This window comes from Kitasatospora sp. NPDC059462, from assembly GCF_042749955.1.
GTDB lineage: Bacteria > Actinomycetota > Actinomycetes > Streptomycetales > Streptomycetaceae > Kitasatospora.
Map to the genome: position 1 here is coordinate 1 of NZ_JBHYUU010000121.1, position 26,347 is coordinate 26,347.

Below are 26,347 nucleotides of genomic sequence, written 5' to 3' on the forward strand. Positions count from 1 at the left end.
GGGCCGCGGTGCCGCGGTGCGACCGCGGCCGGGACGGACGGCGGCCAGGCGTACGGGCCGCGCTCCCGGGCGGCGGGCGCGGTGCGGGTCGCCCGGTCGCCCGGTCGCCCGGTCGCCCGGTCGGCGGGGTCGGCGGGGCCGGCGGGGTGGGTCAGACGAGGGCCTTGACGATGGCGTTCTTGTGGATCTCGGTGGTCCCGGTGACGATCCGGAACATCCGCAGGGTGCGGAAGATCTGCTCGACCTCGTGGCCGCGGGTCAGGCCGTCCTTGCCGTGGATCTGGACGGCCTGGTCCGCCACCCGGAAGCACGCCTCGGAGGTGAACAGCTTGCACATGTTGGCCTCCACCGCGATGTTCGCGCCGCTGTCGGCCCGGGCGGCGGTGGCCGTCACCATGGAGCGGGCCGCGTAGACGTCGGTGGCCATCTCGGCGATCTTGTGCTGGATGGCCTGGAGCCCGAGCAGCGGCCGGCCGAACGCGATCCGGCTCTTGGAGTGGGCCACCGAGAGGTCCCAGGCGCGCCGGGCGGCGCCGATCAGCGAAGGGCAGTGGAGCAGCCGGTTGAGGGTGACCCGGCCGATGCCGATGCGCAGGCCCTCGCCGATCTCGCCGAGCAGGTTGGCGGCCGGGACGCGGCAGTCCTCCAGGAGCAGGTCGCCCTCCATCTGCTGGCCGGACATCGGGACCTCGCCGTCCAGGACCCGGCAGCCGGGGGTGTCGAGGTCGACCAGGAAGGCGCTGTAGGCCTCGTCGGTGCCGGCCATCCGGGCGACGACGATCGCGAAGTCGGCGAAGGGCGCGGCGGAGCTGAAGACCTTGTGCCCGTTGAGGAGGTAGCCGTCGCCGTCGGGGGTGGCGGTGGTGCTCATGCGCCGGACGTCGGAGCCGGCGTCCTGTTCGGTGAGGGAGAAGCAGCAGGCGCGTTCGCCGCGGATCACCGGCAGGAGGTAGCGCTCCAGCTGGTACTCGGTGGCGTACTTGACGATCGCGCCCACCCGCAGCGGCCCGCCCAGGTCGCCGAGGACGGAGTGCGACAGGGCGGCCCCGGAGGCGGTCAGCTCCTCCTTCAGGGCGCACAGTTCGGTGAAGGTCAGGCCCTGGCCGCCGAGTTCCGGCGGCAGGCTGATGCCGTAGAAGCCGAGTTCGGTGCTGCGCTTCCAGACGCGTTCGAGGGTGGCGCGGTCGAGCCTGCTCTCCGGGGTGATGCCGTGCTCGCGCTCGAAGGGGATCAGCTCGTCCGCGAGGTAGCCGCGCAGCCGCACGACCAGGTCCTGGAGGCGGGGGTTGTCGTCGTAGGAGGGGGTGAGGGTGTAGGGCATGGGGCGGTTCCTGTTCCTGGTGCTTTCCTGCTGCTGGTGCCGTCGCAGCAGGCGGGTCAGTGGACGCGGCGCTCGGCGCCCGCCCAGTACGGCTCGCGGATCGCGCGGCGGTCGATCTTGCCGTTGGGGTTGTGCGGCAGGGCGGTGACGAAGTCGACGGAGCGGGGCTTCTTCATCCGGGCGAGGCGCTCGGAGCAGAACGCGATGAGCCGCTCCTCGGTGAGTTCGGCGCCGTCGCGCAGGACGACGACCGCCTTGACGGCCTCGCCCCACTGCTCGTCGGGGACGCCGACGACGGCGGCCTCGTGGACGTCCGGGTGCTGGTGGAGGACGGCTTCCACCTCCACGGCGTAGATGTTGAACCCGCCGGAGATGATCATGTCCTTGCGGCGGTCGACGATGAAGACGTAGCCGTCCGGCCGGCGACGGGCGAGGTCCCCGGTGAGGAACCAGCCGTCGCGGAAGGACTCGGCGGTCAGCGCGGGCTCGTTGTGGTAGCCCGGGACGACGTCGGGGCCGCGGACGGCGATCTCGCCGATCGCGCCGTCCGGCACCCGGGCACCGGTCTCGTCGACGATCCGCACGTCCGCCTCGGCGAGCGGGCGCCCGCAGGACAGCAGCAGTTCCTCGTCCTCGCCCTCGATCGCCCGCCGGTGGTCCTCGGTGGACAGGAACAGGACGCCGGAGGTGGTCTCCCCGCACCCGTACCCCTGGGAGAGCACGGGACCGAACAGCTCCCAGGCGGCGCGGATGCGGGCCGGGGACATCGGCGCGGCGCCGTAGACCAGCTGGCGCAGGCTGGAGAGGTCGTAGTCGCGGGCGTGGGGAAGCGCCAGCACCGTGTTGACCATGGTCGGTACGACGAAGGCGTGGGTGGCGCGCTCCCGCTGGACGGTCGCGAGGAACTCCTCGGCGTCCCAGCGCGGCAGGACGATCGCGCGGCCCCCGGCGAAGAAGACGCCCATCAGGGGCATGCCGGAGGCGTGGGTCACGGGGCCGGCGAGGATCTGGCTCTCTCCCGGGCCGACCCGGGTGTCCGCGTTCATCACCGACTTGCGCAGCAGGGCCAGCCGGTTGCCGTAGGTCTGGACCGCGGCCTTCAGCCGGCCGGTGGAGCCGGAGGTGAAGTGGAGCACGGCGGTGTCCCGCTCGTCGCACTCGACGTCGACGGCCTCGGGGGCGGTGTCGGCCAGCGTCTGCGGGTAGCCCGGGCCGAGCTCCCCGGGGCCGTCGTAGCACACGACCGTCTTCACGTTCGTCCCGGGAAGCGCCGCGCGGACGGTGTCCAGGTGGCCGGCGTCGGTCAGCAGGACCCGTGCCTCGGACTCGCGCAGCAGGTGCGCCACCTCGGCCTCGCCCAGACGGGCGTTGACGGGGACGCGGGCCAGCCCCGCCTTGTACAGCGCCACTTCGGTGACGACCAGTTCGGCGCGGTTGGCCGCGAGCGTCGCGACCCGGTCGCCCCGGTCCAGCCCCATCGCGCGCAGCGCGGTCGCCAGCCGGTCGCTCCGGTCGTCGAGTTCCGCGTAGGTCAACCGGACCGGGCCGCAGACCAGGGCCTCCGCGTCCGGGTGATGGCCGGCCGTCCGGCGCACGTACCGCCCGAGGTTCATGGGCACCTCCACAGAGATTCCGAACACTTAGTTCGGAAAGTAGTTTGGTGTCCGGCAACCTAAGGGCAGCGTTAGGGTCAGGTCAACGGTCCGGAGCAGAAGGAAGACAACGTGGAAACGAAGCCCGCAGGAGACCGCCGCGTCCGCCGCACGCGCGCCGCGCTGCGCCGGGCCCTGGTGGAGCTCACCCTGGAGAAGGGGTTCCAGGCGATCACGGTCGAGGACATCACCGAGCGCGCGGACGTCGGCCGCGCCACCTTCTACGCGCACTGCCGCGACAAGGAGGACCTGCTCGTCGGCATCGTCCGCGACCTCGCCGAGGACCGCGAGCGCCTGCTGCCGGCGGTGCGCCAGGCGCACGCCCAGGGCTTCACCGGGCTGCCGGTGAAGTACATCTTCGAGCACGCCGAGCAGGAACGGCCGGTCTACCGGGTGATCCTGCGGGGGGAGGGCGACGGGCGGGCCCTGCGGGAGTTCACCGAGCTGATCCGCGCCCGCGCCGAGGCCGCGTTCCGCGACCGGGCCGCGCAGCTCGGGGCGACGCCGCGGATCCCGCTCGACCTCGTCGCGCGGGCCTGGACCGGCGAACTCGTCGGCCTGCTGTCCTGGTGGGTGGAGGGCGACACCGGCTACAGCGCCGCCGAGATCACCGCCCACCTGCGGGACCTGTCCGTCTACGGCCGGGTGTGGGCCACCGGACTGGCCCCCTCGGACGCCCCGGGAGCCCTGGACCTGACGCCGTAGCCGCTCGTCCGCGCTCCCCGCTCCGGGAGGCTCTGGTCGATTTACCGAACACAATGTACGGTAACGGCCTCTGGAAGCCACGCCTGAGCGAGTGGAGGTGCCGCATGACCACCATGCCGCCCCTGTCCGACCTGACGTGGGCCCGCGGATTCACCGATCCGGCCTGGGCCCGCCGCCACACCACCTCGGGCCGGGAGACCGTTCCGAGCCGCGCCGTCTGGCGAGGCGGCGACGGCCCCCGGGACCTGCCCGCCGCCCCGCCCGGGGCCCTCGACGGCCTTTCCTTCACCGGCCCCGGCGGCCGCACGCTCGGCCTCGATCAGCTGCTCGCCGAGGCCGAGACCGACGCCCTGCTCGTCCTGCACCGGGGCAGGCTCGTCCACGAGCAGTACCTGCACGGCTGCCGGCCCCACGAGCCCCACTTCAACGCCTCCGCCGCCAAGTCCTACCTGGGCCTGCTCGCGGCCGCCCTCATCCACGAAGGACACCTCGACCGCGACGCCGAGGTGGTGACGTACGTCCCCGAACTCGCGGGCACCGCCTTCGGCGAGGCCACCGTCGACCACCTCCTCCACATGGGCACCCGGATGAGCTACGCCGGCCGCCGCTACGACAAGGCGCTGGAGGCCCAGCGCTACTTCGCCGTCCTGGCGCCGCAGTTGCGGCCCTTCGGTTACAGCGGGCCCGCCACCATCCGCGAGCACCTCGCGACGGCCCGGTCCACCGGCGCGCCCGGCGTCGAGTTCCGCTACGAGAACGGCAACGTCGAGGCCCTCGCCGAAGTCCTGCGCCGCGTCACCGGCGTCACCACCTCGGCGCACCTGTCCGACACGGTCTGGTCCCGGATCGGCGCGCAGGAGGACGCCTACTACAGCGTCGACGCCGAGGGGACCGAGGCCGCCTGCGGCGGGTTCAGCGCCACCGCGCGCGACGTCGCCAGGCTCGGCGAGATGATCCGTTGCGGCGGAGCCGTCGGCGACCGGCAGGTGATCCCCGAGGCCGTCGCCTCGACCATCGTCTCGGGCGTCCCCGACGGCTACCCCCGCCACGTCCGCTTCCCCGCCGCACCCGCCGACGCGCCGGCCACCCTCTCGTACCACGACCTGTGGTGGATCCCCAACGACCCGTACGGCTCGTTCATGGCGAGCGGCATCCACGGCCAGCGGCTCTTCATCTGCCCCGCGCTGGACCTGGTCGTCGTCCACTACGCCTCGCAGATCGTCTCGCCCGCCGTCCCCCAGGTCCCCCTCGTCCAGGCCTTCCTGACGATCGGGAACCACCTGAACACCTAGGCCGGCTGCTCCTCTCCGTTCCCGCTGGTCAAGGCTCTGCAAATGTCGGAGCGTGTCCACGGGACATCTCGGCGGCGGTCGTGCGGAACCCTGGGGCCGTCGCGGCTCCCCGTCGCGGGCTTGCGCTATTGCAGCAGGAAGGCGTGGACGGCCTGGCGTCCGGCCGGGTTCTCGGCCCGGTTCTGCACCGAGTGGGCGGCCCCGGGGACGATCACTTTCCGCGGGTGGTGCGCGAACCCGGTGTACTCGTCCATCAGTTCGTAGGGCGTGGCGAGGTCGCGGTCGCCGCCGAGCAGCAGGACCGGCACGTCGGGCAGCCCGAGGTGGTCCGGCGGCGTCGGCGGGACCGGCCGGCGCGGCCAGTCGAGGCAGACCAGGAGGCTGCCGAGGCCGGTCGCGGTCCGCGGGTCGTAGGGCCAGGTCTGTTCGGGGGTGAGGTGCTCGCGGGTGTGCTCCAGTGCGGCGGCGCGGCCTTCGACGGGGGTGTCGGTGGTGCCCCAGGGGAAGTGCGAGTCGGCGCAGACGGTGGCGGAGTGCAGGCCCTGGCTGAGTTCCTCGGCCGTGGCCGTGTCGACCTCCCGGTGGACGAGGTCGAAGAAGTCCTGGAGCTGCGCGGGCCGCCCGGCGGCGGCCTCGTGCAGGATCTCCGGGACGCCGCCGTAGTCGGGGTCGACGAACTCGTAGCCGGTGAGCGCGCTGAGGATCCGGGCGCCGTTGCCGTAGCGGCGGACGGTGGCGGCGAGGTCGGCGGCCGGGTCGGTGGTGCAGCCGGTGGCGCGGCAGGCCGTGCGCAGGATCCGGGCGGTGGCGGGCAGTGCGGTCAGGTCGAGGGGGTCCATGCCCCGTCGTGGCGTCACCGAGTCGAGGACCAGCCGGGCCACGCGGGTGGGGTGGGCGAGTGCGTAGCGCTGGGCGGTGAAGGTGCCGTAGGAGACGCCGTCCAGGGTCAGGCGCCGGGCACCGAGGGCGCGGCGCAGCAGCTCGATGTCGGCGACGGTGTCGGCGGTGCTGTGGTGGCGGGCGTCGGGGCCGAGGGCGGCGGCGCAGTCGGTGACGGACTGCCGGCGCGGGACGGCGAGGTCGGAGGAGCCCATGTCCTCCTGGAGACCGGGGCACCGGAGAGCGCCCTGGCCGGTGCCGCGCTGGTCGAACATCACCAGGCGGTAGTCCTTGAGGACGGGCTCCAGGCTGCCTGCCGTCCGCCTCATCGCCGGGACGCCGGGCTGGCCGGGGCCACCGGTGAGGAACAGCAGGTCGCCCCTGGGCGCCGCGGTGGTGCCGGTGACGGCCACCCGCAGGTCGAGGGTGCCGGGGGTGGCGCCGCTGTGGTCGAGGGGGACGGTGAGGGTCCCGCAGAGGAACTCGGGTGCCTCCGGGCACGGCGCCTGTCCCGTGATCCCGCCGCCGGCCCCGGCCGCTTCGGCCGCTGCGGCCGGGGCGGCGAGGGTGGTGGCGGCGAGCACCGCGGCGGCACCGGCCAGAGCGGCGGCGCGGCCGCGCGTGCGTGTCATGTGCGTCCTCCCGGTGGCGCCGCGCTCCTGCCGACGCGGTCACGCAAGCAGCGTGCGCCCCGGGACACCTCGGCGACCCGCGTCCACGACGGGACTCGCCCGGGAACCACCCGACCGAACCCGGCCGGTCCCGCAGGGGCGGGCGGGACCGCTCTGCCCGTGACCCCTGGCATGCCGCCATGCCCTCCGAGCCTTCGGGGGTTCGCGCTTCTGTGGGTCAGAGCAGAGCTCAGAGCACGGCGGACACCTGAACCCCGGCGTCACCGTGGCCATCTGGCTCCTCGGGGCCTTCCCGGGCGAGCCGTCCTCCCCTGCATCGCCGCCCAGGCGGCCGGATCGCCGGCCAGTACTGCGCCCGGCGGCCTCGTCCGGGGGCCTCGTCCGGGGGGGGATCGCGCGCCACACCCCCATCGCGTACACGGCCGTGGCGCCCGCGCCGACCTGGAACGCCGCGGCGGTGCTCGCCGCGGAGGCCGGAGCCACCGCCGTCGTCACCCTCATGATCGGCGCCTTCCTGCGCCGCTCATCCTCCTTGCCGGTGCCGGTGTGCGGCGTGGGCCTGGCCACCATGAGATGCGCCGGACAGATCGCCACGGTGCGGCCGCTGCAGCGGAGTTGACCGCCGCGGGCTTCGTCGCCAGGTCGCCGAGGAAGCGGCCGCCCACGACGCTCACGCCCGCCGTCTGCGCGCATCCCGTCGCGGGCAGCCCTCGCCGCAGTCCGAGCAGCCGGCGCCGCGCTGGCGCGTACCGAGCCACCGTCCCGCTGGTGCTCCTGCTCCAGTGGGACGACGAGGGCGATCCCCGGCAGCGGGCACGTGAGTGTTCGACGCCTTGGGCGGCGAGTGCTACGGCGGCCGCCGTCTGAAGTAGCGTCGGACGCTGGGCCCCGCCGCCCGGGCGGGACCCTCGGCAGGCGGCGGCGGCAGATCGGCGAGGATCCGGAGGCGCTCTGATGGACGTCCGCACGACCCACGGCGCCCTGCTGAGTCGGCTGCTGCCCTGCGACGAGCCGGACGGTCTCCCGGTGCGGCAAGGCCAGTTCCACACCGTGGTCATCGGCTCGGAGCGGGTCGTGCGCCTGCCCCGCACCCCGGCTGCGGCCGCCCGGCTGTCCGGTGGCGCGGCCGTGCTGCGCGCGCTCGCCGGGCTCGGCCTCGGTGTGCGCACGCCCCGACCGCTGGCGCTGGGTGGGGCCGAGACGCCGTACCTGGTCCTCACCCGTGTTCCCGGCGAGCCGCTCCCGGACGGCGTGCTCGACGACGCCCGGGTGGCCGCGGTGGTCGCGGCGCAGTACGCGGCGCTGCTGGAGGCGCTGGCCCGGGCCGGCGCCGAGGGGCCGGCCCGGACCGCGCTGCCCCGGGCCCGCGCGGACCGGTGGCGGCGCTTCGCCGTGGACGTGCGCGCCGGCCTCTTCCCGCTCATGTCCGGCCTCGGGCGCCGACGCGCCGAACGGGAACTGGCGGCGGTCGACGGCCTCCCTCGCCTGACCGGAGCCGTCGTGCACGGGGACCTCGGCGCGGAGAACGTCCTGTGGGAGTGGGCGGACGGCCTGCCGCTCCTGGCCGGGGTGATCGACTGGGACGGCGCCGAACTCGGCGACCCCGCCGAGGACTTCGCGGCCGTCGGCGCGAGCCACGGCGCCGGGTTCCTGGCGCAGGTGCTCGCCCTGGGTGCCGCGCCGGACGGGCGAGGGCTCAAGGGATCCGACGACCTCATGGCCCGCATCGCCGCGATCCGCGGCACCTTCGCGCTGCAACAGGCCCTCGCAGCCCTCCACGACGGGGACGACGAGGAACTCGCCGACGGCCTCGCCGCCTACCGCTGAGCGTGACGGTCCGACCGCGCCGCACGAGAAGTCGGCCCATCCGACTTCCTGTGCGGCGGTCCCGGCCCCGGGAGACGGCTGATCTCCGTTTGTCGTGGGACCCCGCGCTCCGCGGGTGATCCCACCGGGCCGGGAAGGTCGTCAGGGTGGACACCGCGGACAGCAGGAGGAAGGGCCGGGAGCGGGCTGGGCTCGCCGACGGGGTCGGAGCGCGGATGTGGTCGGGGTGGTGCCGGTGGGTCAGGGCGGTGGGGCCGGCCGGGTGACGGCGCCGGTGAGGGATCCGCCGGTCATCGCGGCCCCGCTGGTCCGGACGGTGCTCACGGGAGTGGTCAGCACCCGCCGCCGGTGGTGGAGCAGGAGGATCCGGGCGCAGTGGTGCTCAGGGTGATCAGCTGCGGCTCGGCCGGCGCCGTCGAGCAGCAGCCGCCCTCGCCCCGGGCGGCCTCGGGCTCGTCGAAGAGTCCGGCGCCGCCGCACACCCCGGTCTCGGGGAGGGTGAGTTCGACGCGGGCGGCGGCCTCGTGGTCCCCGGCGAGGGCGGCGGCGACGGAGCGGACCTGCTCGTAGCCGGTCATGGCGAGGAACGTCGGGGCGCGGCCGTAGCTCTTCATACCGACGAGGTAGACGTCCTTCTCCGGGTGGGCGAGCTCGGCGGCGCCGTGCGGGTGGACGGTGCCGCAGGAGTGCTGGTTGGGGTCGATCAGCGGGGCGAGGGCGGTCGGGGCCTGGAGGCGCTCGTCGAGGCCGAGGCGGATCTCGGAGAGGAAGGAGAGGTCGGGGCGCAGGCCGGTGAGGACGACGACCTGGTCGACGGGCTCGCTGCGGCGGCCGTCCTCGGCGACCAGGACCAGCCGCTCGCCGGCCGTCTCGACGGCGGCGGTGCGGAAGCCGGTGAGGGCGGAGGCGTGCCCGTCGGCGACGGCCTTCTCGGCCCGCAGGCCGAGCGCGCCGCGGGCGGGCAGCTGGTCGGCCGCCCCGCCGCCGTAGGTGGAGCCGGTGATGCCGCGCCGCAGCACCCACACGGCATGCGTGCCGGCCTCCTCCCGCGCCAGGTCGGCGAGCTGGGCGAGGGCGGTGAACGCGGAGGCGCCGGTGCCGACCACGGCGGTCCGCCTGCCCGCGAAGCGCTCCCGTACGGCGGGATCGCGCAGGTCGGGGATGCGGTGGGAGAGGCGGCCGCCGGCCGCGCGCTCACCGAGGGCGGGCAGGCCGTTCGCGCCGAGCGGGTTCGGGGTGGCCCAGGTGCCGGAGGCGTCCACCACCGCCCGGGCGAGCAGACGCTCCTCGCTGCCGTCGGCGTGCTCGACGTGGACGGTGAAGGGCTGCTCCTCGCGGCCGGCGTCGACGATCCGATCCCGCCCGGCGCGGGCGAGGCCGCTCACCCGGGCGTCGTAGCGGACGCGCCCGCCGAGCACGTCGGCGAGCGGCTGGAGGTACCGCTCCGCCCAGTCCCCGCCGGACGGGTAGGCGGCGCCGTCGGGGCGGATCCACCCCGTCGGCGCGAGAAGCTTCTCGGCGGCCGGGTCGACGACCTCCGCCCACGGCGAGAACAGCCGCACATGTGCCCAGCCACGCACCGCCGTGGCGGCCGACGGGCCCGCCTCCAGGACGAGCGGCTCGATGCCGCGCTCCAGCAGGTGGGCGGCGGCGGCCAGGCCGACCGGGCCGGCTCCGACCACGACGACGGGGAGGGGCTGCCCGGCTGCGGAGGCGTTCACGTGGGTTCTCCTTTGTTTCGACGTTTGTCGATGTCCTGGTCGTGTCGCCAGCATGGCACTTGCTTTGATGGGCGTCAACATAGGCGTTCATCGAAGCAGGGGTTGCGGTTGCGGGGTGTGGACGGACCGGCCTTCCTCCTTGATTCAACGCATGTCAATATTGACGCATGTCGAACGCGCAGACGCTTCCCCTCGCGGAGCCGGTCCAGGCCACCGCGCCCTGCTGCCCTCCGCTCACCTCGGCCGGTCTGTCGGAGGCCGACGCCGCCCGGATGGCCGTGATGTTCAAGGCGCTCGCCGATCCGGTGCGACTGCGGCTGTTCTCCCGGGTCGCGGCGCACGAGGGCGGCGAGGCGTGCGTGTGCGACATCCAGGACGTCGGCGTCTCGCAGCCCACCGTCTCGCACCACCTCAAGAAGCTGCGCGAGGCCGGACTGCTGACCAGCGAGCGGCGGGGCACCTGGGTCTACTACCGGGTCGAGCCCGGGGTCCTGGCCGCGATGGCCGGCATGCTCTCCGCCGCAGCGGGCTGACCCGTCCGCTCCGCGGGTGCGGAAGGGGGCGGGCCGAGCGCCGCGGCCCGGTCGTCGGCTGACCGGGCCGCGACGTCGCGGCGCTGCTCGCCAATCGGATGGCCCGGGGGCCGGGATGGTCCCCAGGGCGCTGGAGGAGATCTGCGCGCACCCGGACTGCAGGCGTGACCGGCGGCTCCTACGTGGGGAAACGGTTCGGGGCCGGGGGCGCGTCCAGGGTCTCGCCGATCTGCGCCACGGCGGTGCGGGCGGTGCGGCCGACGCCGATGAGGGTGGCGGAGGCGGGGCCGGTCCAGTCGCCGTAGCCGAGCAGGTGGACGCGCGGGTCGGTGACGGCTCGGGTGCCGTCGGTGGCGATGCGGCCGCGCTCGCCCGTGCGCAGGCCGAGCGGGGTCAGGTGGTGGAGGGCGGGGCGGAATCCGGTGCACCAGATGACGGCGTCCGCGGGCCACGCGGTGCCGTCGGGGTGGAGAAGGCCCGTCGGGGTGAGGGCGGTGAACATGCGGTGGTCGGGGAGCAGCGCGGCGGCGCGGGCCCGGCGGACGGGTTCGACGGCGACGATGTCGCCGAGGTCGGCGATGCGCGGGCCGCCGTCCCGGACGCGGCCGGTGGCGATCTCGAACAGGGCGCGGCCGTCGATCTCGTCGGGGAGCAGACGGGCCGGGCGGCGGGTGACCCAGCGCACGGCCGCGGCGCTGCCGAGCAGGTCGGCCGCGATCTGGGCGCCGGAGTTGCCGCCGCCGACCACGACGACCCGCTGCCCGGTGAAGTCCTCGGCGCGGCGGTAGTCGCGGGCGTGCAGGTGCCGGCCGGTGAACAGCTCGCGGCCGGGGACGGCGGGGACGAACGGGCGGGACCAGGAGCCGGTCGCGCTGATCAGCGCCCGGGTGTGCCAGGTGCCGTCGTCGGTGCGGGCCAGCAGACCGCCGTCGCCGGCGTCCTCCACGGCGCGGACCCGGACCGGGCGGTGGACGGGCAGCTCGTAGCGCTTCTCGTACGCGGTGAGGTAGTCGACGACGTGTGCCGCGTCCGGGTGGTCGTGCCCGTTCTGGTGGGGCATCGGCCGGCCGGGCAGTGAGGCGTAGGCGGCGGGGGAGAACAGGCGGAGACTCTCCCAGTAGTGCTGCCAGGCGCCGCCCGGCGTCGGGGCGGTGTCGAGGATCGCGAAGTCGAGTCCGGCGCGCCGCAGGTGGTAGCCGGCGGCCAGCCCGGCCTGGCCGCCGCCGATCACGAGGACCTGGACGGCCCGGCCGGCGCCGTTCACCGGCCCGGCCCGGCGGCCGGCGGGCAGGTGCGGCGCGCCACGGGCGGGTGGCCGGGACCGGTCACCGCGAGGACTCCACGGCCGGGGTGGCCCGGGTGGTGAACTTCCGCCGCCAGGCGAGGGAGACGTACACGAGGCCGATGAGGACGGGGACCTCGATGAGGGGGCCGACGACTCCGGACAGGGCCTGGCCGGAGGTGACGCCGAAGGTGGCGATGGCGACGGCGATGGCGAGCTCGAAGTTGTTGCCGGCGGCGGTGAAGGCGAGGGTGGCGGTGCGGTCGTAGGCGAGGCCGATGGCCTTGCCGAGGGCGAAGGTGCCGAACCACATCACGGCGAAGTAGACCAGCAGCGGCAGGGCGATGCGGGCGACGTCGCCGGGCCGGTCGGTGATGGTCCTCCCCTGGAGGGCGAAGAGGATGACGATCGTGAACAGCAGTCCGTAGAGGGCCCAGGGGCCGATCCTCGGCAGGAACGTCTGCTCGTAGGTCTCGCGGCCGAGCTTCTTCTCGCCGAGGCGGCGGGTGAGGAAGCCGGCGAGGAGCGGGATGCCGAGGAAGATCAGGACGTTGACGACGATCTTGCCGACGGAGAAGTGCAGGTCGTCCTGGGCCAGGCCGAGCCAGCCGGGCAGGATGTCGAGGTAGAACCAGCCGAGCAGGCCGAACGCGACGACCTGGAAGACGGAGTTGAGGGCGACCAGGACGGCGGCGGCCTCGCGGTCGCCGCAGGCGAGGTCGTTCCAGATGATGACCATGGCGATGCAGCGGGCCAGGCCGACGATGATCAGGCCGGTGCGGTACTCGGGCAGGTCGGGCAGGAAGATCCACGCCAGGGCGAACATCACGGCGGGGCCCAGCAGCCAGTTGATCACCAGCGAGGAGGCCATCAGCTTCCGGTCGCCGGTGACGGTGTGCAGCCGGTCGTAGCGGACCTTCGCGAGCACCGGGTACATCATGACCAGCAGGCCGACGGCGATCGGCAGGGAGACGCCCCCGATCTCGACCTTCGCGAGGACGTCGTTCAGGCCGGGGATCAGGCGGCCGAGACCGATGCCCAGACCCATCGCGATCAGGATCCACACCGCGAGGAAGCGGTCCAGGAAGGAGAGCTTGCCGACCGGCCCGGCCTCGGGGGAGTCCGGAGGCGCGGTGGTCCTGGTGGCGGTCACGGGCAGGACCTTTTCGTGTCGGCGCACGCGGTGGCGCGGGCGGTGGAGGCGAGGTCGCCGAGGAAACCCACGAGGCCGTCCAGGGCGTCGGGGCGGAGCTTGTAGTAGGTGAAGCGGCCGCAGGGCTCGGTGTCGACCAGTCCGGCCTCGCGCAGGATCCTGAGGTGGTTGGACAGGTTGGTCTGCCGGGCGCCGGTTTCCTCGACCAGGTGGCTGGTGCACAGGGCCTCGCGGGCGAGCAGCGTGAGGATGCGGATCCTCAGCGGGTCGGCCACGGCCTTCAGCACGTCCACGGGGCTCTTTGTATCACTCTCCGCTGACATCACCATGTGGTGATACGTTAGTCGATGTCGAGGGCGGTTCCAAGCCCGGCGCGGCGTCCGCCGGCCGGGCGCCCCGGGGCGGGGGAGCGCTTCGGCGGGACGGTGTCCGCCCGAGGGGCGTCAGCCCCGGGAGGCGGGTCGGTCCTGCGCGCGGCTGAGGATCCAGACGCCGTAGGCGTCGTTCGCGGGGTGCAGCTGATAGGTGCCCGCCCGCAGGTCGACGCGGAGTCCGGCGGCGGTCAGGTCCGCCTCGAACTCCGCCGCGGTGTAGTTCCGGGCGTTCGGTGGCGCGTCCTGCAAGTGGAAGCCGACCAGGATCCGGCCGTTCTCGCCGAGCACGTCGCGCATCGCGCCCAGGGCCCTGCGCTCCGTGCCCTCGGCCAGGTAGACGATCACGTTGCCCACGCAGACCACCAGGTCGAACGGGCCGTCGTCGGGGCCGAGGTCGAGGATGTCGCGTTCCTCGATCGGCAGCCCCGGGTAGGTCTCCCGGGCCTGCCGGACCAGGGCCCCGTCGGGCTCGATCGCCACCACGTCGTGCCCGCGCCGCAGGAGTGCCGCGGTGACCCGGCCCATGCCGGCGCCCGCGTCCAGCACCCGGGCGCCGCGCGGCAGGAGCGTGTCGGCGAGCCGGGCCTCGCCGTCGACGTCCTCGCCGGCGGCGATGAGTTCGGCGAACCGCTTGCCGAAGTTTCCGCTCTGGCCCGCCTCCTGCCAGCGGGTTCGCCGCGTCGTCATCGGTAGGGGCTCTTCGTGCGGCAGCGTGGTCCTGTCCATGTCTCGAATCCTAAGGCGGCGAAGTCGGCGCAGGTCATGGCCGCCGAAGTCCATGGCCGGACCTCCCCCCGGGGGGCGGTGCCCGGGTTCGGGCGGTGGCTGTGACGAGAGCACCAAGTTGCATCACCATCGACTGACATCATCATGCGGTGATACGTTTTCCGGTGTCGGCGGCTGCGCGAAGCCGACCGCCGAGTCCAGCAGCGCGAACGGTCTGCGGACACCACGACTTCTGTCAGGCCGTGCCTCGTCGCGTCGTGCGGCACTCCCGTCTCCGAGGAAGAGCGAGATGACCACCTCCCCCGCAGCCTCCGTGCTGTTCGTCTGCGTCCACAACGCCGGCCGCTCCCAGATGGCCGCCGGCTTCCTCGACCACCTCGCGGGCGACCGCGTCGAGGTCCGCTCCGCCGGCTCCGTGCCGGGTGACCAGGTCAACCCGGCCGCTGTCGCGGCCATGGCCGAGGTCGGCATCGACATCTCGGACCAGGCACCGAAGGTCCTCACGACCGAGGCGGTCCGGGCATCCGACTACGTGATCACCATGGGGTGCGGCGACGCCTGCCCGTACTTCCCCGGCAAGAAGTACCTCGACTGGCCCCTGGAGGACCCGGCCGGCCAGGGCGTGGAGGCCGTGCGCCCGATCCGCGACGAGATCAGGGCCCTGATCGAGGGCCTGATCGCCGAGATCGACGCCACGCAGCTGGAGCGCTGACCGCACGGGCGACGTGTCACGTGATCATCACCGGTTCCGGCCCGTCCGCCGGTGCGCGCGGTGCCCGCGGTGCCGGACGGTGGCGTCGGTGCTCACCGGAGGGCCGTCGGAGCCGCTCACGCGGCCCGGGGCGGCGGGTCCATGACCGGGAAGAGGCTGTCGGCCCGGTCGAGGACCTCGGCGGCGGCCCGGTTGCGCCGGAAGCTCCGGAGCAGGGACCGCACCCGGGCGAGCTCGCGGTCGGCGTAGACGGACGCGGTGCTCCCGTAGTGGGCCAGGAAGGCCTCGCAGTGGGCCGCCGCCCGGTCCGGAGCTCCCGAGGACACGGCGGAGCGGGCGATGGCGGAGTACGTCATGGCCAGGCCCATGTGCTCGTTGTCGGCCCATTGCCGGAGGGACTCCTCGAAGGCCCTGGTGGCGGGTCGAGCCGCCCGGCAGGCGGACAGCACCATGCCCCTCCAGTAGTCGAACTCGGCGCGGGGGCACCGCAGGAAGGGGTCGTCGCCGTCGGGCGCGATGTCGTAGCAGCGTTCGGCGGCCAGGAGGTCGGCGACGGCGTCGGACCGTTCGGCGGTGGCGGACCGGCAGAGGGCGCGCTGGCCGAGGAGGAGGGCGCGGAGCGGGCCGTCGGCGATCCGTACGGCGGTGGCCTGGTCGGCGAGCTGGACGGCCCGGGCGGTGTAGCCGAGCGACAGCGCCTGGAAGCTCAGGATGCGCAGGGCGAGGGCGTAGGTGGCCCGGTCGCCGCACCGCGCGGCGAGGTCGAGGGCGCACAGGAGGTACTGCTGGGCGAGGTGGTGGTGTCCGGCGTCGACGGTCATCGCGCCCATCCGGTAGGTGAGCCGGGCCTGGTCGGCCGGCTGTCCCCGGGCGGCGGGGCCGTTCGTCCGGTCCGCGTGCGCCAGGTAGGCGGCGAGCATCGGGCGGATGTTGATCCCGCCGTACCTGACGTGCAGCTCCTTGAACAGGGCCACCAGGTCGCCGCCCGCCCCGTGGACGGCGAGGGGCCGCCGGTCGTCCGGGCGCCCGGCGGATCGGGCCGGAAGCCGGGTGGAGTCGTAGATCCGCTCCCGTGCGCGCGGGCCGTGCTCGGGGTGCAGGTCGGTGCGCGCGAGTTCCATGACGCGGGGCAGGCCCCGCGGTCCGGTGGCCGAGGGCTCGCCGTCCTGTGCGGCCCCCGGCTGCCCGAAGCCGGTGTCGGCCGTGCTGACGGGCCTTCGGAGGCGTCGGCTGAAGGCCTCGGCGATGAGCTTGGGCGTCGGTTCCTTGGGTCTGGTGCCGGTGAGCCAGTGGGCGGGTGCGGTCCGGTGGTACGACAGTTCGAGGCCCTGTGCGCGGGCCAGTTCGGTGACGGCCCGGACCAGTTCCCCGGTACTCCAGCGGGCCTCGGACAACAGCGCGGCCAAGGACGGGTTCGGCTGGTGCTCCTTCATGTGTCCCTCCTGACCCGGTCCCGGCAGCCGGTGGGCGGGCCGGCGACGGCCGTTCGACGGTTGCGCGGACCGGGACCGTCAGTCGCGGGCCACCAGGGTCATGGGCAGTCGGTCAGGGCGCGGGACCAGGGCCGCGACGGGGCGGACCCGGTGCCCCGCCACGGGCCGCAGGCGCCAGTGCGCGGCGATGTGGGCGACCGTCAGGGCCATCTCGGTCTTCGCGAAGAATTCGCCGATGCAGCGGTGGTGGCCGGCGGCGAAGGGGATGAAGGCTCCCCGGGGGAGCCGCCGGCTGCGCTCCGGCAACCACCGGTCGGGGTCGAAGCGGTCGGGCTCCGCGTACACCCGCGGGTCGCGGTGCAGCGCGTACAGGCTGAATCCCACTTCGGTGTCCGGCGGGATCCGCACGCCGTCGATCTCGGTCGCCGTGAGGGCCCGCCGGGTCCCCAGCGGCGGGGAGTACATCCGCTGCACCTCCTGGACCAGGCGGCCGGTGTACTCCAGGGCCGGGATGTCGGCGTACGTGGCCGGCCGTCCGCCGAGGACGTCGGCGAGCTCCGCGTGGAGCCGGCGTTCGACCTCGGGGTACCGGGCCAGTTCGTGGAACACCCAGGCCATGGTGTGCGCGGTCGTCACGCTTCCGGCGCCCAGGATCGTGGTGATCTCGTCGCGGACCTGGATGTCGCTCATGCGCGTGCCGGTGGTGCCGTCGTGGGCCGTCAGCAGCCACGACAGCAGATCGTCGTGGGCGTCGGCCGAGTGGTGCTCGGCGATCAGGCGGTCGGTGGTGCGCCGCATGCGGTCCGCCGCGGAGTCGAACCGCCGGTTCATCGGGATCGGGACGTTGTCGAGCCACCGCGGCATCAGGGCCCGGGTGACGATGGTCCGGTCGAGCACGGGCATGCAGAACCGGATCTCCGCGGCCGCCTCGGGCCCGAGGTCGCAGGAGACCATCGCGTCGGCGATGATCCCGATGGCCATGTTCATCATCTCCTCTTCGACCCGCACCTCCTGGCCGGGCCGCCAGGAGTCGGTGAGGGCCTGGAGGTGCCGCGCCATGACCGAGGCGTAGAAAGGCATCCGGCTCTGGTGGAAGAGCGGTTGCATCAGCCGCCGCTGGCGGTGGTGGTCGTCCCCGTCGGCGGTCGCGAGGCCGTCCCCCAGGAGGCGGCGGGTCCGGGCGAAGAACCGGCCGCGGGCGAACGCGTGGGCGTCCTTCACCAGTACCTGGTGGAAGAGGCCGGGAGTGGTGACGAAGTACACCGGCAGCGGTCCGATGTCCACGCGGACCAGGTCCCCCGCCGCGTGCACGGAACGCAGGAAGGGCAGGGTCTCCCGCGCCAGGGGCAGCGCGTGTCCGACGACCGGGAGCCGGTGGGGTGCGATCCGCACGGTGTCCGTCGGGCTGGTGATCACGGTGTCCTCACTCTCCCTCGGAGGGCTCCATCGCCTCCGTCGTGAACCCGGGATCGAGTTCCGTTCCGGCGGAGTTCAGGAGGTAGGCGAACATCCGGTAGTGGCCGGCCAGCATGGTGATCTCGATCATCGCGGCGTGGTCGTACCGGGCGGCGAGGGCCTGCCAGGTGCGCTCGGACAGGCGGGCGCCGCGGTGGAGTTCGTGCGCGGCCCGGAGCAGGTGGCGGTCCTGGTCGGACCACGCCGGGTCCCCGGGTCCGCGCGGGATGCGCCGGATCTCCGTGCTCCGCAGGCCGGCGCTCCGGGCGAGCGGGACGTGGCGGCTCCATTCGTACCGGGCCCCGGCGAGGAAGACGGTGTACAGGATCAGCAGTTCCCGTTCGCGGTGCGGGAGGCGCCCGCGCGTCAACAGGAAGAGCGAGAACGGTGCGAGGGCCTCCAGCAGGTCGGGGTGGTGCAGGAGCGTGCCGACGACGTTGGGCACCCCGGGGCCGAGGACCTCGGGGACGCGAGCGGCGAGGGCGCGCTCCCGCTCGTCCCAGCGGTCCGCGGGCAGGGGGTCGATCCGTCGTACGGGTGTGGCGTCCGGGCACATCGGGGTGCGCTCCTTCACAGGGAGTCCAGCCAGGCCTGCACGGCGGCGGCCGCCGGCCGGGCGTGCCGGCCGAGGACGGAGAAGTGATCGCCGGGCACGTCGACGGCGTGGTGGGGGAAGGGCCAGACGAGGCCCATGGAGCTGTCCCGGGGGCGGAGGAACAGCGTCGGCGCGACGCCGTCGGCCGGGGACCGGTCCGCGATCAGGTCGCGGTAGGCGATCCCGGCCGTCAGGGCCGCGGCGGTGGGGAAGCCGGCGGTCGCGTGGTCGGCGACGCGGAACGCGGCCTCCTCGATGAGGGGGTGGGACCGGGTGCCCGGGGGGAGCGTGTCGAGGAGGACCAGGGCCGCGGCGGGTGCGTCGCGGCCGCGGAGCCGCTCGGCCAGGGCGTGGGCGAACCAGCCGCCGGAGGAGTGGCCGAGCAGGACGACGCGCTCGGCGGTCGGCGGGGCGGCCAACTGCTCGGCCCAGAGGTCCAGCAGCAGATCGAGGGAGACCGGCAGCGGTTCGCCGTCCCGGTAGCCCGGGGCCTCCAGCGCCCGGACGGCGCGCCGTCCGGTGAATCCGGAGGCCAGCCGGGCGAAGGGGGAGGCGTCCGGCGGGGCCCCGATGCCGGGCACGCACACCACGGCCGGGAGGTCCGGACCGTCGGTGAGCAGGAGGAGGCGGTGCTCCGGAGCCTCGGCGGCGGTGCGGAAGACCGGGCGTCGCCGGGCCCGCAGCTCCACCGGCCGGATGGCCCGCTCGTACTGGCGGGCCCGGCAGGCCTGGAGGAAGGAGGTGACCAGGTCGCCGTCGTCCCCGTCCGGCCGGGTAACCCCTCCGCCGGAGGACGCGGGCGTGGGCGCGGGGTCGGAGCCGGCCGCCGTGAGCACCCGGTCCAGGTGGCCGGCCAGCGCGGCGGGGGTGGGGTGGTCGAACACGGCCGTCGCCGTCAGCCGGGCGCCCAGGGCGGTGCCGAGCCGGTTGCGGAGCTCGGTGGACGCCAGGGAATCGAGTCCGGCGTCGCGGAACGGCGTTTCGGCGTCGACCGCCTCGGGGCCGGGGTGCCCCAGGACCGTCGCCGTGTGGGCGCGGACGAGGTCGAGGAGCCGCTCGGCGCGTCGCTCGGGCTCCAGCCGCAGGAGCCGCGCGTTCTCCTCCGGGGCGCCTTCCGCCGCAGCGCCCCCGTCGGAGGCCGCGGACCGTGCGGGGCCGCGTCGCGAGGGGTGCGCCGGCAGGTCGGTGAAGAGGTCGGGGAGCGGCTCCCCCGCGGCGGCGGACGGCATGGGCGCCACGGCCAGCTGCGGTTCGTCCAGCTCCAGCGCCAGGTCGAAGCCGGCCAGGGCGCGCGCCGTCGACAGGGGCAGCAGGCCGTGGCGCCCGACCCGGCGCAGATCGGTGCGCGTCAGATGGGCGGTCATGCCGCTGGCCTGCTCCCACAGACCCCAGTCGACGGAGGTGGCGGGCAGTCCCAGCTCACGCCGGTGGTGGGCCAGCGCGTCGAGGAAGGCGTTGGCGGCCGCGTAGTTGGCCTGGCCCGGATAGCCCAGCAGGCCGCTCATGGAGGAGTAGAGCACGAAGGCCCGCAGGCCGCCGCCGAGGGTCAGCTCGTGCAGGTTGACGGCGGCCTCGACCTTGGCACGCAGCACGGTCCGCAGCCGTTCCGGGGTCAGGTCGGCCACCAGGCAGTCGTCGAGGACGCCCGCCGCGTGGACGACGGCGCTCAGCGGATGCTCCGCCGGGACCGCCGCGAGGACCTCGGCGAGCGCCGAACGGTCGGCCGCGTCGCAGGCCGGCAGGTCGACGGCGGCTCCGAGCGCCGACAGCTCCTCGGCGAGCTGCCGGGCGTGCGGGGCCGCGGCACCACGGCGGCCGAGGAGGACCAGACGGCGCACCCCGTGGGTGGTGACCAGGTGGCGTGCCAGTTCCGCGCCGAGCGTCCCGGTCCCCCCGGTGATCAGGACGGTGCCGGTGGGGCCCAGCCGCTCGGGCCCCTGGGTGAGGACCAGTTTGCCCGTGGAGCGGCCCTGGCTGAGGTGGCGCATGGCCGGGCGGGCGTGGCGGACGTTCCAGGACCGGGTGGGCAGCGGTCGCAGGGCCCCGGCGGCGAACAGCTCGCCCAGCCTCCCGACGATCTCCTCCAGCCGGTCGGGCGGCGCGCTGAGCAGGTCGACGACGTGGTAGGCGATCCCCGGGTACCGGGCCCGGACGGCCTCGGCCTCCCTGACGTCGGTCTTGCCCAGCTCCACGTAGCGGCCGCCCGGACGCAGCAGCCGCAGGGAGGCGTCCACGAACTCGCCCGCCAGGCTGCCGACGACCACGTCGAATCCCGTGCCGCCGGTCGCCGAGCGCAGCCGCTCCTCGAAGTCCAGGCTCCGCGAGTCGGCGATCCGGTGCGCGGGAACGCCGAGGGACTCCACCAGGGACCACTTGGGCCGGCCGGCGGTGGCGTGGACCTCGGCGCCCAGATGGGAGGCCAACTGGACGGCCGCCATGCCGAATCCGCCGGCGGCGGCGTGGATCAGCACCTTCTCGCCCCTGCGCACCGCGGCCCGCCCGACCAGTGCCTCGTACGCGGTGACGAAGACGCCGGTGACCCCGGCGGCCTGCTGGTCGCTCCAGTGGTCGGGCACCGGCAGCACCGAGCGGCGGTCGACCACCGCCAGGGAGGCGTGCAGGCCGTCCCGGCAGCCGAGGCCGGCGAAGGCCGCGACCCGGTCGCCGATCCGCACGCCGGACACCCGCGCTCCGACGTCCACCACCTCCCCGGCGACCTCGCACCCGATGGACGTGCCGTCCACCTTGGCGAGCGCGGTCATCGGATCGCGGAAGTTCAGCCCACTGGCGTGCACCCGGACGCGGAGCTGGTCGGGCTCCAGCGGCGCGAGGACGTCCGGCGCCGGAACGGCCGCCACACCGTCCAGCGTGCCGCTGCGCGAGGGGGCCAGCCGCCAGGGCCGGCCGTCGGCGGGCAGGGGGATCAGGTCGCCGTCGTCGGGGAGGACCAGGCGGGGCACGTAGGCGGTGCCTCCGCGCAGTGCCACGGTCGGGCGGCCGGCGGCGATTCCCGCGGCCAGCGCGGGGATCGGCACCGGGCCGTCGTCGAGGTCGATCAGCTGGCACCGGCCCGGGTTCTCCCGCTGCGCCGTACGGATCAGTCCCGCGCAGGCGGCGGCGGGCAGATCGGTCACGGAATCCCCGAACCGGACGCTGTGGGCACCCCGGACCAGGACCACCAGCCGTGTCCCGTGGAGCCGCCGGTCCGCCAGATGCCGCTGCAGGTCGCCCAGCAGCGCGGACAGCCGCCGGTGGACGTCGTCGGCCCGCACGGCGGTGCCGCGGCCGTCCGGGGCCGCGCGCCGGTCGAGCAGGACGGCGTCGGGCGCGGCCGCCCCGGCAGCCAGCGCCTCCAGCAGACCGGCGAGGTCGGGGAAGCGCGCCGCTCCCGGAAGGTCCCGGCCGGGCCCGACGACGGCCCACCGGGAGCCGTCCTCCGACGGGGCGGGCCCGGCCAGCGGCCGCCAGGCGAGCCGGAAGACGCTGGGCTCGGCGGCGGCGAGCGCCGCACGCAGGGCCCTGGTCGTGGTGGGCCGCACCTGGAGGTCGTGGACGACGGCCACGGTCCGACCGGCGAGGTCGGTGACGCGGATGTCGAAGCCGCCGCCCGCCGTGGCGGTCACGGTGGAGCGCAGGGCGCCGGCCCCGCGGGCGTACAGCCGGACCGAGCCGATGGAGTGGGGGAGGAGCGTCCGGGGCTCCCCGTCCGTCTCCTGTGCCTCCTGCGTCGCCTGTGCTTCCTGTGTCCCCTGCGTGTTCTGCGTGTCCTGTGTCTCCTGTGCCTCCGTCCGCCGCAGGGCGAGGAGGACGGGGTGCAGGGCCGCGTCCATCAGCGCCGGGTGGAGCTGGAACAGGGCCGCGTCGGTGCCGTCATGGCCGTTCGGCGCGATCTCGCCGTGGAATCCGGCGTCGTCGCGCCACAGGCCGTGGAGGCGGAACTCCGGGCCGTAGGCGTAACCGCGTGCGTGAAGGTCCTGGTAGAGCCCTTCCACGGAGACCTCTTCCGCCGAAGCGGGCGGCCAGGTCGTCATGCGTCCTCACATCCTCGGTCCGTCATCCTTGTTCGGTCTCGACGGCCCCCGCGCCGGTGGCCTGGGCGTGGCACGTCCACCGCCCCAGCGCCGTACGGGAGTGCAGCGTCAGGGCGTGGCGGTCGGCCGCCTGCGGGACGCAGCTCACCCGGACGTCGACGGCGCCGCTGGAGGGCAGTGCGAGGGGTGCCTGGAGGACGACGTCCTCCAGGCGCTCGCAGCCCAGCCGGTCGGCCGCCCGGAGCAGCAGTTCCAGCATGCCGGTGGCGGGCAGCAGGACCGTGCCGTGCACGACGTGGCCGCCGAGCCAGGGGTGTTCGGACAGCGACAGGCTTCCCGTGAACACGGTGCCGCCGTCCGGCAGGTCGACCACCGCGGCGAGCCACGGGTGGCCGAGGGGGTCCAGACCCGCGTCCCGCAGGCCGGTTCCGGCCGGCTCCGCGGGCAGCCAGTGGCGGCGGTGCCGGAAGACGTGGACGGGCAGGTCGACGGTGCGCGCCCCGGGGTACAGGGCGCCCCAGTCCACCCGGGTGCCAATGGCGTTGGCACGGGCGAGCGCGGTGGCGAAGGCCGTCGCACCGCCCTGGTCCCGGTACAGGGTGGGCACCGCCGCGCCCTCGACGCCCGCGTCGGCCAGGATGTCGGCGACGGCCGCGGCCAGGACGGGATGCGGGGAGACCTCGACGAACTGCCGGTGCCCGGCGGCCACCGCCTCCCGCACGGCCGCGTCGAAGCGCACCGTCTCGCGCAGGTTGCGGTACCAGTACCCGGCGTCCAGCACGGTGTGGTCGACGCGGCGCCCCAGGGTCGCGGAGAACACCGGGGTGTGGCCGGGCCCGCACACCACGTCCTCCAGCAGCGCGAGGACCTCCTCGCGGACGGCGTCCATGTGCGGGCTGTGGGAGGCGTAGTCGACGGGCAGCCGCCGGGCGCGCACCCCCTCGCGGTCGCAGCACTCCAGCACCTCCGCGAGGGCGTCGGTGTCCCCGGCCACCACGGTCGCCGCCGGGCCGTTCTCCACCGCCACCTCCACCCGGCCCGCCCAGGGGGCGATCAGGAGCGCGGTCCTTGCGGCGGGAGCGGCCAGCGAGGCCATCCCGCCCCGGGAGGTGACGTGCCGAAGGGCCCGGCTGCGCAGCGCGACGACGCGGGCCGCCTCCTCCAGGGACAGCACCCCGGCGACGTGCGCGGCGGCGATCTCGCCCTGGCTGTGCCCGATCACCGCCGCGGGCCGGACACCGTGCGCACGCCACAGCTCGGCGAGCGCCACGTACACGGCGAACAGGGCGGGCTGGACGTACTCGGCCCGCTCCAGGGGCGGTGCGCCGGGCGATCCGCAGGCGACGTCCTCGATGTCGACGTCGAGCCACGGCCGCAGGGCCTTGCCGCAGGCGTGCAGGGCGGACGCGAAGACGGGCGAGGCCTCCACCAGCGCCGCGGCCATGCCCGGCCACTGGGCGCCCTGCCCGGGGAAGACGAAGACGGGGGCCGTTCCGGGCAGGGCCCTTCCCCTCACGACCGTGGTGGACGCCTCGCCCCGTGCGAGGGCATCGAGCCCGTCCAGTAACGCGTCGACACCGCCGCCGACCGTGGTGGCGCGGTAGGGGAGCGCGCTGCGTGTCGTGGCCAGGGACCAGGCCACGTCGGCGGGGTCGACCGTCGGCGTGGTACGGACGTGCCGCGCCAGGTGGGCGGCCTGAGCCCGCAGGCCCTCCTCGCCGGCCCCGGACAGCGGCCACAGCCAGACCCCGGTCCCGTCCTTCCAGGCCCGACCGTTCCCGGCCCCGTCGTCCTCGGACGGGTGTCCGGGGGCGGCGGTCCGCAGGTCGGCCGGCGCCTCCTCCAGCACCGCGTGGGCATTGGTGCCGCTGATGCCGTACGCCAGGACCCCGGCCCGGCGCGGGCGCGGCCCGCGCGGCCAGGGCCGCGGCTCGCGCAGCAGCCGCACCGTACCCGCGCTCCAGTCGACGGCCGGTGTGGGGTTCTCCGCGTGCAGGGTTGCGGGCAGCTGCTCGTGCTGGAGGGCCAGCACCATCTTCACCACGCCGGCCAGGCCCGCCACGGCGGTGGTGTGCCCGATGTTCGTCTTCACCGAACCGATCCACAGCGGATCCTCGGGCGTCCGGTGGCGGCCGTAGCAGGCCTGGAGCGACGCCGCCTCCACCGGGTCCCCCGCGCGGGTCCCCGGGCCGTGCGCCTCGACCACCCCGACGTCCCCCGGTTCCAGACCGGCGTCGCGCAGCGCGGCACGGATGACGGCCTGCTGGGCGGGCCCGCTCGGGGTCGTCAGCCGGTCGCTGGCCCCGTCCTGGTTGACCGCGCTGCCGCGCACGAGGGCGAGCACCGGGTACCCGGCGGCCCGGGCCCGCTCCAACGGCATCAGCACCACCGCGGCGACGCCCTCGGCCGGGGCGAACCCGTCCGCCTCGGCGGCGAAGGCCTTGCAGCGCCCGTCCGCGGCGTACACCTTCAGCCGGGAGAACCACTTCAGCTGCTCGGGCGAGGCGATCACGGTGGCGCCGGCGGCGATCGCCACGTCGCACTCGCCGGCCCTCAGCGCCCGCACCGCGAGGTGCAGGGCCACCAGGGAGGACGAGCACGCGGTGTCCACCGTGAGCGCCGGACCGTTCAGCCCCAGGGCGTAGGCGATCCGGCCCGACGCCACGCTGGCCTGCGTACCCGTGAGGACGTAACTCTCCAGTCCGGACGGGGCGTTGCCGGTCAGCCGGCTGTAGCCGCTGTCGTTCATCCCCACGTAGACGCCGGTGCGGGTGCCCTCCAGGCCCCTCGGGGCGATGCGAGCGCGCTCCAGCGCGTGCCAGGTGCTCTCCAGCAGCAGCCGCTGCTGCGGGTCCATCGCGGACGCCTCACGCGGGCCGATCCCGAACACCTCGGCGTCGAAGCCCGCCACGTCGTCGAGGAAGCCCGCCGCCCGTACGTAGGTGGTGCCCTCGACGGTGTGGTCCGGGTCGTAGAGCCCGTCCATCTTCCAACCGCGGTCCCGTGGCAGCGCCGTGGCCGAGTGCTCGCCCGCCGCCAGCATCCGCCAGAGCCCCTCCGGGGACGTCGCGGGCCCGGTGAACCGGCAGTCCATCCCCAGGACGGCGATCGGGACCCGCGTCTGCTCGCGGGGTGCCGCAGTCGTGGACGATTCGGTGGACATCAGGACCGCTCCTTTCGCAGAGGCTGCGGCGGGTGCGGCAGATCCCCTGCCATGGAGGTGCTGGAAGGTCCGGCGCCCGCGCCTCGGCGGCGTGTCCGGAGAGCGGCGGGACACAGGACCCGCCGCGGGGGAGGAGCGGCGATCACCGTTGCCCGTCGGGGTCGGTACCGCTTCCGGAGTGAAGCCGCCGTCATGGGAAACGATGCACGATTCTGCCGGGGCGGCCTAGACTCCCGCGCTGGTCGATGTGTGAAAGCGTTGAAACCCGGGCGGGCCCCGGAGGGGCGTCGGCCCGCACCGGTTCGGCCGGTGGCCGGCCCTCGCCGGGTCGGCCCGGGACGCTGCGGGGGACGTCTACCGGTCGGTCAGGTGATCTGCCGGATGACGGTGGCGAGGTTCCAGTAGGCGACCTCGGTGTGGAAGCGCCCGTCAGGGGCGAAGGTGAAGATGCTCAGCCCGTGCTTCGTGAAGCGGCGGCCCATCACGGCGTTCTCGGTGAGGCCGGGGAAGTGCCCGGCTACCGTGGCGGAGAGCGTCCACCGGGTGCCGATGGCGCCGTTCTCTCCCACGAGGTAGCCGTCGAGGGTGAGTTGGTGATCGTGGAACGCGGTGAACCAGGTTTCCCCGGCCCTGCGGAGCCCGGGCTTGTCCTCCACCGCCATCTCCACGGCGAGGTCCTCCACGCGGAGGTCGTCGGCGTAGCACGCCAGGTACCCTTCGAGGTCGTCGGCGGACACGGCGTTCGCCCAGGTGCGGAACAGCTTGTCTCGTTCTACGGGGATGTTCATGGTTCCTCCGTTGCCCGTCTGCGGGATGGCTTCCGAGGAGTCCGGCCGGGGCTCGGGGCGCGCCTGTGCGTCC

The 26,347-nt window shown here is 74.6% G+C and carries 20 protein-coding genes; 6 read left to right on the forward strand and 14 right to left on the reverse strand.

The window, feature by feature from the left end:
* Positions 1–151: 151 nt before the first annotated feature.
* Positions 152–1,321, reverse strand: a complete 1,170-nt coding sequence (locus ACFXAM_RS26200) for an acyl-CoA dehydrogenase family protein (RefSeq protein ID WP_380294685.1) — start codon at positions 1,319–1,321, stop codon at positions 152–154.
* Positions 1,322–1,377: 56 nt separating this feature from the next.
* On the reverse strand, positions 1,378–2,934 hold the full coding sequence (locus tag ACFXAM_RS26205) for a long-chain fatty acid--CoA ligase (RefSeq protein ID WP_380294687.1): 1,557 nt from the start codon (positions 2,932–2,934) through the stop codon (positions 1,378–1,380).
* Between the two features lie 111 nt (positions 2,935–3,045).
* Here ACFXAM_RS26205 and ACFXAM_RS26210 point away from each other — a divergent pair, with 111 nt between their 5' ends.
* Positions 3,046–3,678 carry a TetR/AcrR family transcriptional regulator gene (locus ACFXAM_RS26210; RefSeq protein WP_380294688.1) on the forward strand — a complete coding sequence of 211 codons (633 nt, stop codon included), beginning with the start codon at positions 3,046–3,048 and terminating at the stop codon, positions 3,676–3,678.
* A gap of 104 nt (positions 3,679–3,782) precedes the next feature.
* Positions 3,783–4,970, forward strand: a complete 1,188-nt coding sequence (locus tag ACFXAM_RS26215; protein WP_380294690.1) for a serine hydrolase domain-containing protein — start codon at positions 3,783–3,785, stop codon at positions 4,968–4,970.
* 125 nt (positions 4,971–5,095) lie between these two features.
* On the opposite strand, the gene ACFXAM_RS26220 is transcribed toward ACFXAM_RS26215, so the two are convergent.
* Entirely contained in the window at positions 5,096–6,481 is a 1,386-nt protein-coding gene (locus ACFXAM_RS26220; protein ID WP_380294692.1) for an alpha/beta hydrolase, read from the reverse strand.
* A gap of 424 nt (positions 6,482–6,905) precedes the next feature.
* Between ACFXAM_RS26220 and ACFXAM_RS26225 the strand changes: the two genes are divergently transcribed.
* Together ACFXAM_RS26225 and ACFXAM_RS26230 are read left to right on the forward strand one after the other, a co-directional pair.
* Entirely contained in the window at positions 6,906–7,100 is a 195-nt protein-coding gene (locus ACFXAM_RS26225) for a hypothetical protein (RefSeq protein WP_380294693.1), read from the forward strand.
* Positions 7,101–7,435: 335 nt separating this feature from the next.
* Entirely contained in the window at positions 7,436–8,308 is an 873-nt protein-coding gene (locus ACFXAM_RS26230) for a phosphotransferase family protein (protein ID WP_380294695.1), read from the forward strand.
* Between the two features lie 332 nt (positions 8,309–8,640).
* On the opposite strand, the gene ACFXAM_RS26235 is transcribed toward ACFXAM_RS26230, so the two are convergent.
* Entirely contained in the window at positions 8,641–10,029 is a 1,389-nt protein-coding gene (locus tag ACFXAM_RS26235; RefSeq protein WP_380294697.1) for an NAD(P)-binding domain-containing protein, read from the reverse strand.
* Positions 10,030–10,196: 167 nt separating this feature from the next.
* Here ACFXAM_RS26235 and ACFXAM_RS26240 point away from each other — a divergent pair, with 167 nt between their 5' ends.
* Positions 10,197–10,562, forward strand: coding sequence for a metalloregulator ArsR/SmtB family transcription factor (locus tag ACFXAM_RS26240; protein WP_380294699.1), 366 nt, complete (start codon positions 10,197–10,199; stop codon positions 10,560–10,562).
* A gap of 178 nt (positions 10,563–10,740) precedes the next feature.
* Here the strand turns inward: ACFXAM_RS26240 and ACFXAM_RS26245 are convergent, their stop codons facing one another.
* The 4 genes from ACFXAM_RS26245 to ACFXAM_RS26260 all read right to left on the reverse strand — a co-directional run bounded on the left by ACFXAM_RS26245 (position 10,741) and on the right by ACFXAM_RS26260 (position 14,058).
* Positions 10,741–11,826 carry an ArsO family NAD(P)H-dependent flavin-containing monooxygenase gene (locus tag ACFXAM_RS26245; RefSeq protein ID WP_380294702.1) on the reverse strand — a complete coding sequence of 362 codons (1,086 nt, stop codon included), beginning with the start codon at positions 11,824–11,826 and terminating at the stop codon, positions 10,741–10,743.
* A 61-nt stretch (positions 11,827–11,887) separates the two neighbouring features.
* Positions 11,888–12,997 carry an ACR3 family arsenite efflux transporter gene (arsB, locus tag ACFXAM_RS26250; RefSeq protein ID WP_380294704.1) on the reverse strand — a complete coding sequence of 370 codons (1,110 nt, stop codon included), beginning with the start codon at positions 12,995–12,997 and terminating at the stop codon, positions 11,888–11,890.
* Complete coding sequence (locus ACFXAM_RS26255; RefSeq protein WP_380294721.1) at positions 12,994–13,284, reverse strand: ArsR/SmtB family transcription factor; 291 nt, start codon at positions 13,282–13,284, stop codon at positions 12,994–12,996. Before ACFXAM_RS26255 ends, arsB begins: the two co-directional genes overlap by 4 nt.
* Positions 13,285–13,440: 156 nt before the next feature.
* A complete protein-coding gene (locus tag ACFXAM_RS26260; RefSeq protein ID WP_380294706.1) occupies positions 13,441–14,058 on the reverse strand; it encodes a class I SAM-dependent methyltransferase in 618 nt (205 codons plus the stop codon).
* Positions 14,059–14,386: 328 nt separating this feature from the next.
* Between ACFXAM_RS26260 and ACFXAM_RS26265 the strand changes: the two genes are divergently transcribed.
* Positions 14,387–14,809, forward strand: a complete 423-nt coding sequence (locus ACFXAM_RS26265) for an arsenate reductase ArsC (protein WP_380294708.1) — start codon at positions 14,387–14,389, stop codon at positions 14,807–14,809.
* Positions 14,810–14,925: 116 nt separating this feature from the next.
* Here the strand turns inward: ACFXAM_RS26265 and ACFXAM_RS26270 are convergent, their stop codons facing one another.
* The 6 genes from ACFXAM_RS26270 to ACFXAM_RS26295 form a co-directional block, all read right to left on the reverse strand.
* Entirely contained in the window at positions 14,926–16,242 is a 1,317-nt protein-coding gene (locus ACFXAM_RS26270) for a hypothetical protein (RefSeq protein ID WP_380294710.1), read from the reverse strand.
* A gap of 78 nt (positions 16,243–16,320) precedes the next feature.
* Positions 16,321–17,658 carry a cytochrome P450 gene (locus tag ACFXAM_RS26275; RefSeq protein ID WP_380294712.1) on the reverse strand — a complete coding sequence of 446 codons (1,338 nt, stop codon included), beginning with the start codon at positions 17,656–17,658 and terminating at the stop codon, positions 16,321–16,323.
* Between the two features lie 7 nt (positions 17,659–17,665).
* A complete protein-coding gene (locus ACFXAM_RS26280; RefSeq protein WP_380294714.1) occupies positions 17,666–18,253 on the reverse strand; it encodes a carboxymuconolactone decarboxylase family protein in 588 nt (195 codons plus the stop codon).
* Between the two features lie 14 nt (positions 18,254–18,267).
* A complete protein-coding gene (locus ACFXAM_RS26285; RefSeq protein WP_380294715.1) occupies positions 18,268–22,323 on the reverse strand; it encodes an SDR family NAD(P)-dependent oxidoreductase in 4,056 nt (1,351 codons plus the stop codon).
* Positions 22,324–22,345: 22 nt separating this feature from the next.
* Positions 22,346–25,486 carry a type I polyketide synthase gene (locus ACFXAM_RS26290; protein WP_380294718.1) on the reverse strand — a complete coding sequence of 1,047 codons (3,141 nt, stop codon included), beginning with the start codon at positions 25,484–25,486 and terminating at the stop codon, positions 22,346–22,348.
* Positions 25,487–25,851: 365 nt separating this feature from the next.
* On the reverse strand, positions 25,852–26,274 hold the full coding sequence (locus ACFXAM_RS26295; protein WP_380294720.1) for a nuclear transport factor 2 family protein: 423 nt from the start codon (positions 26,272–26,274) through the stop codon (positions 25,852–25,854).
* Between the last annotated feature and the right edge of the window lie 73 nt (positions 26,275–26,347).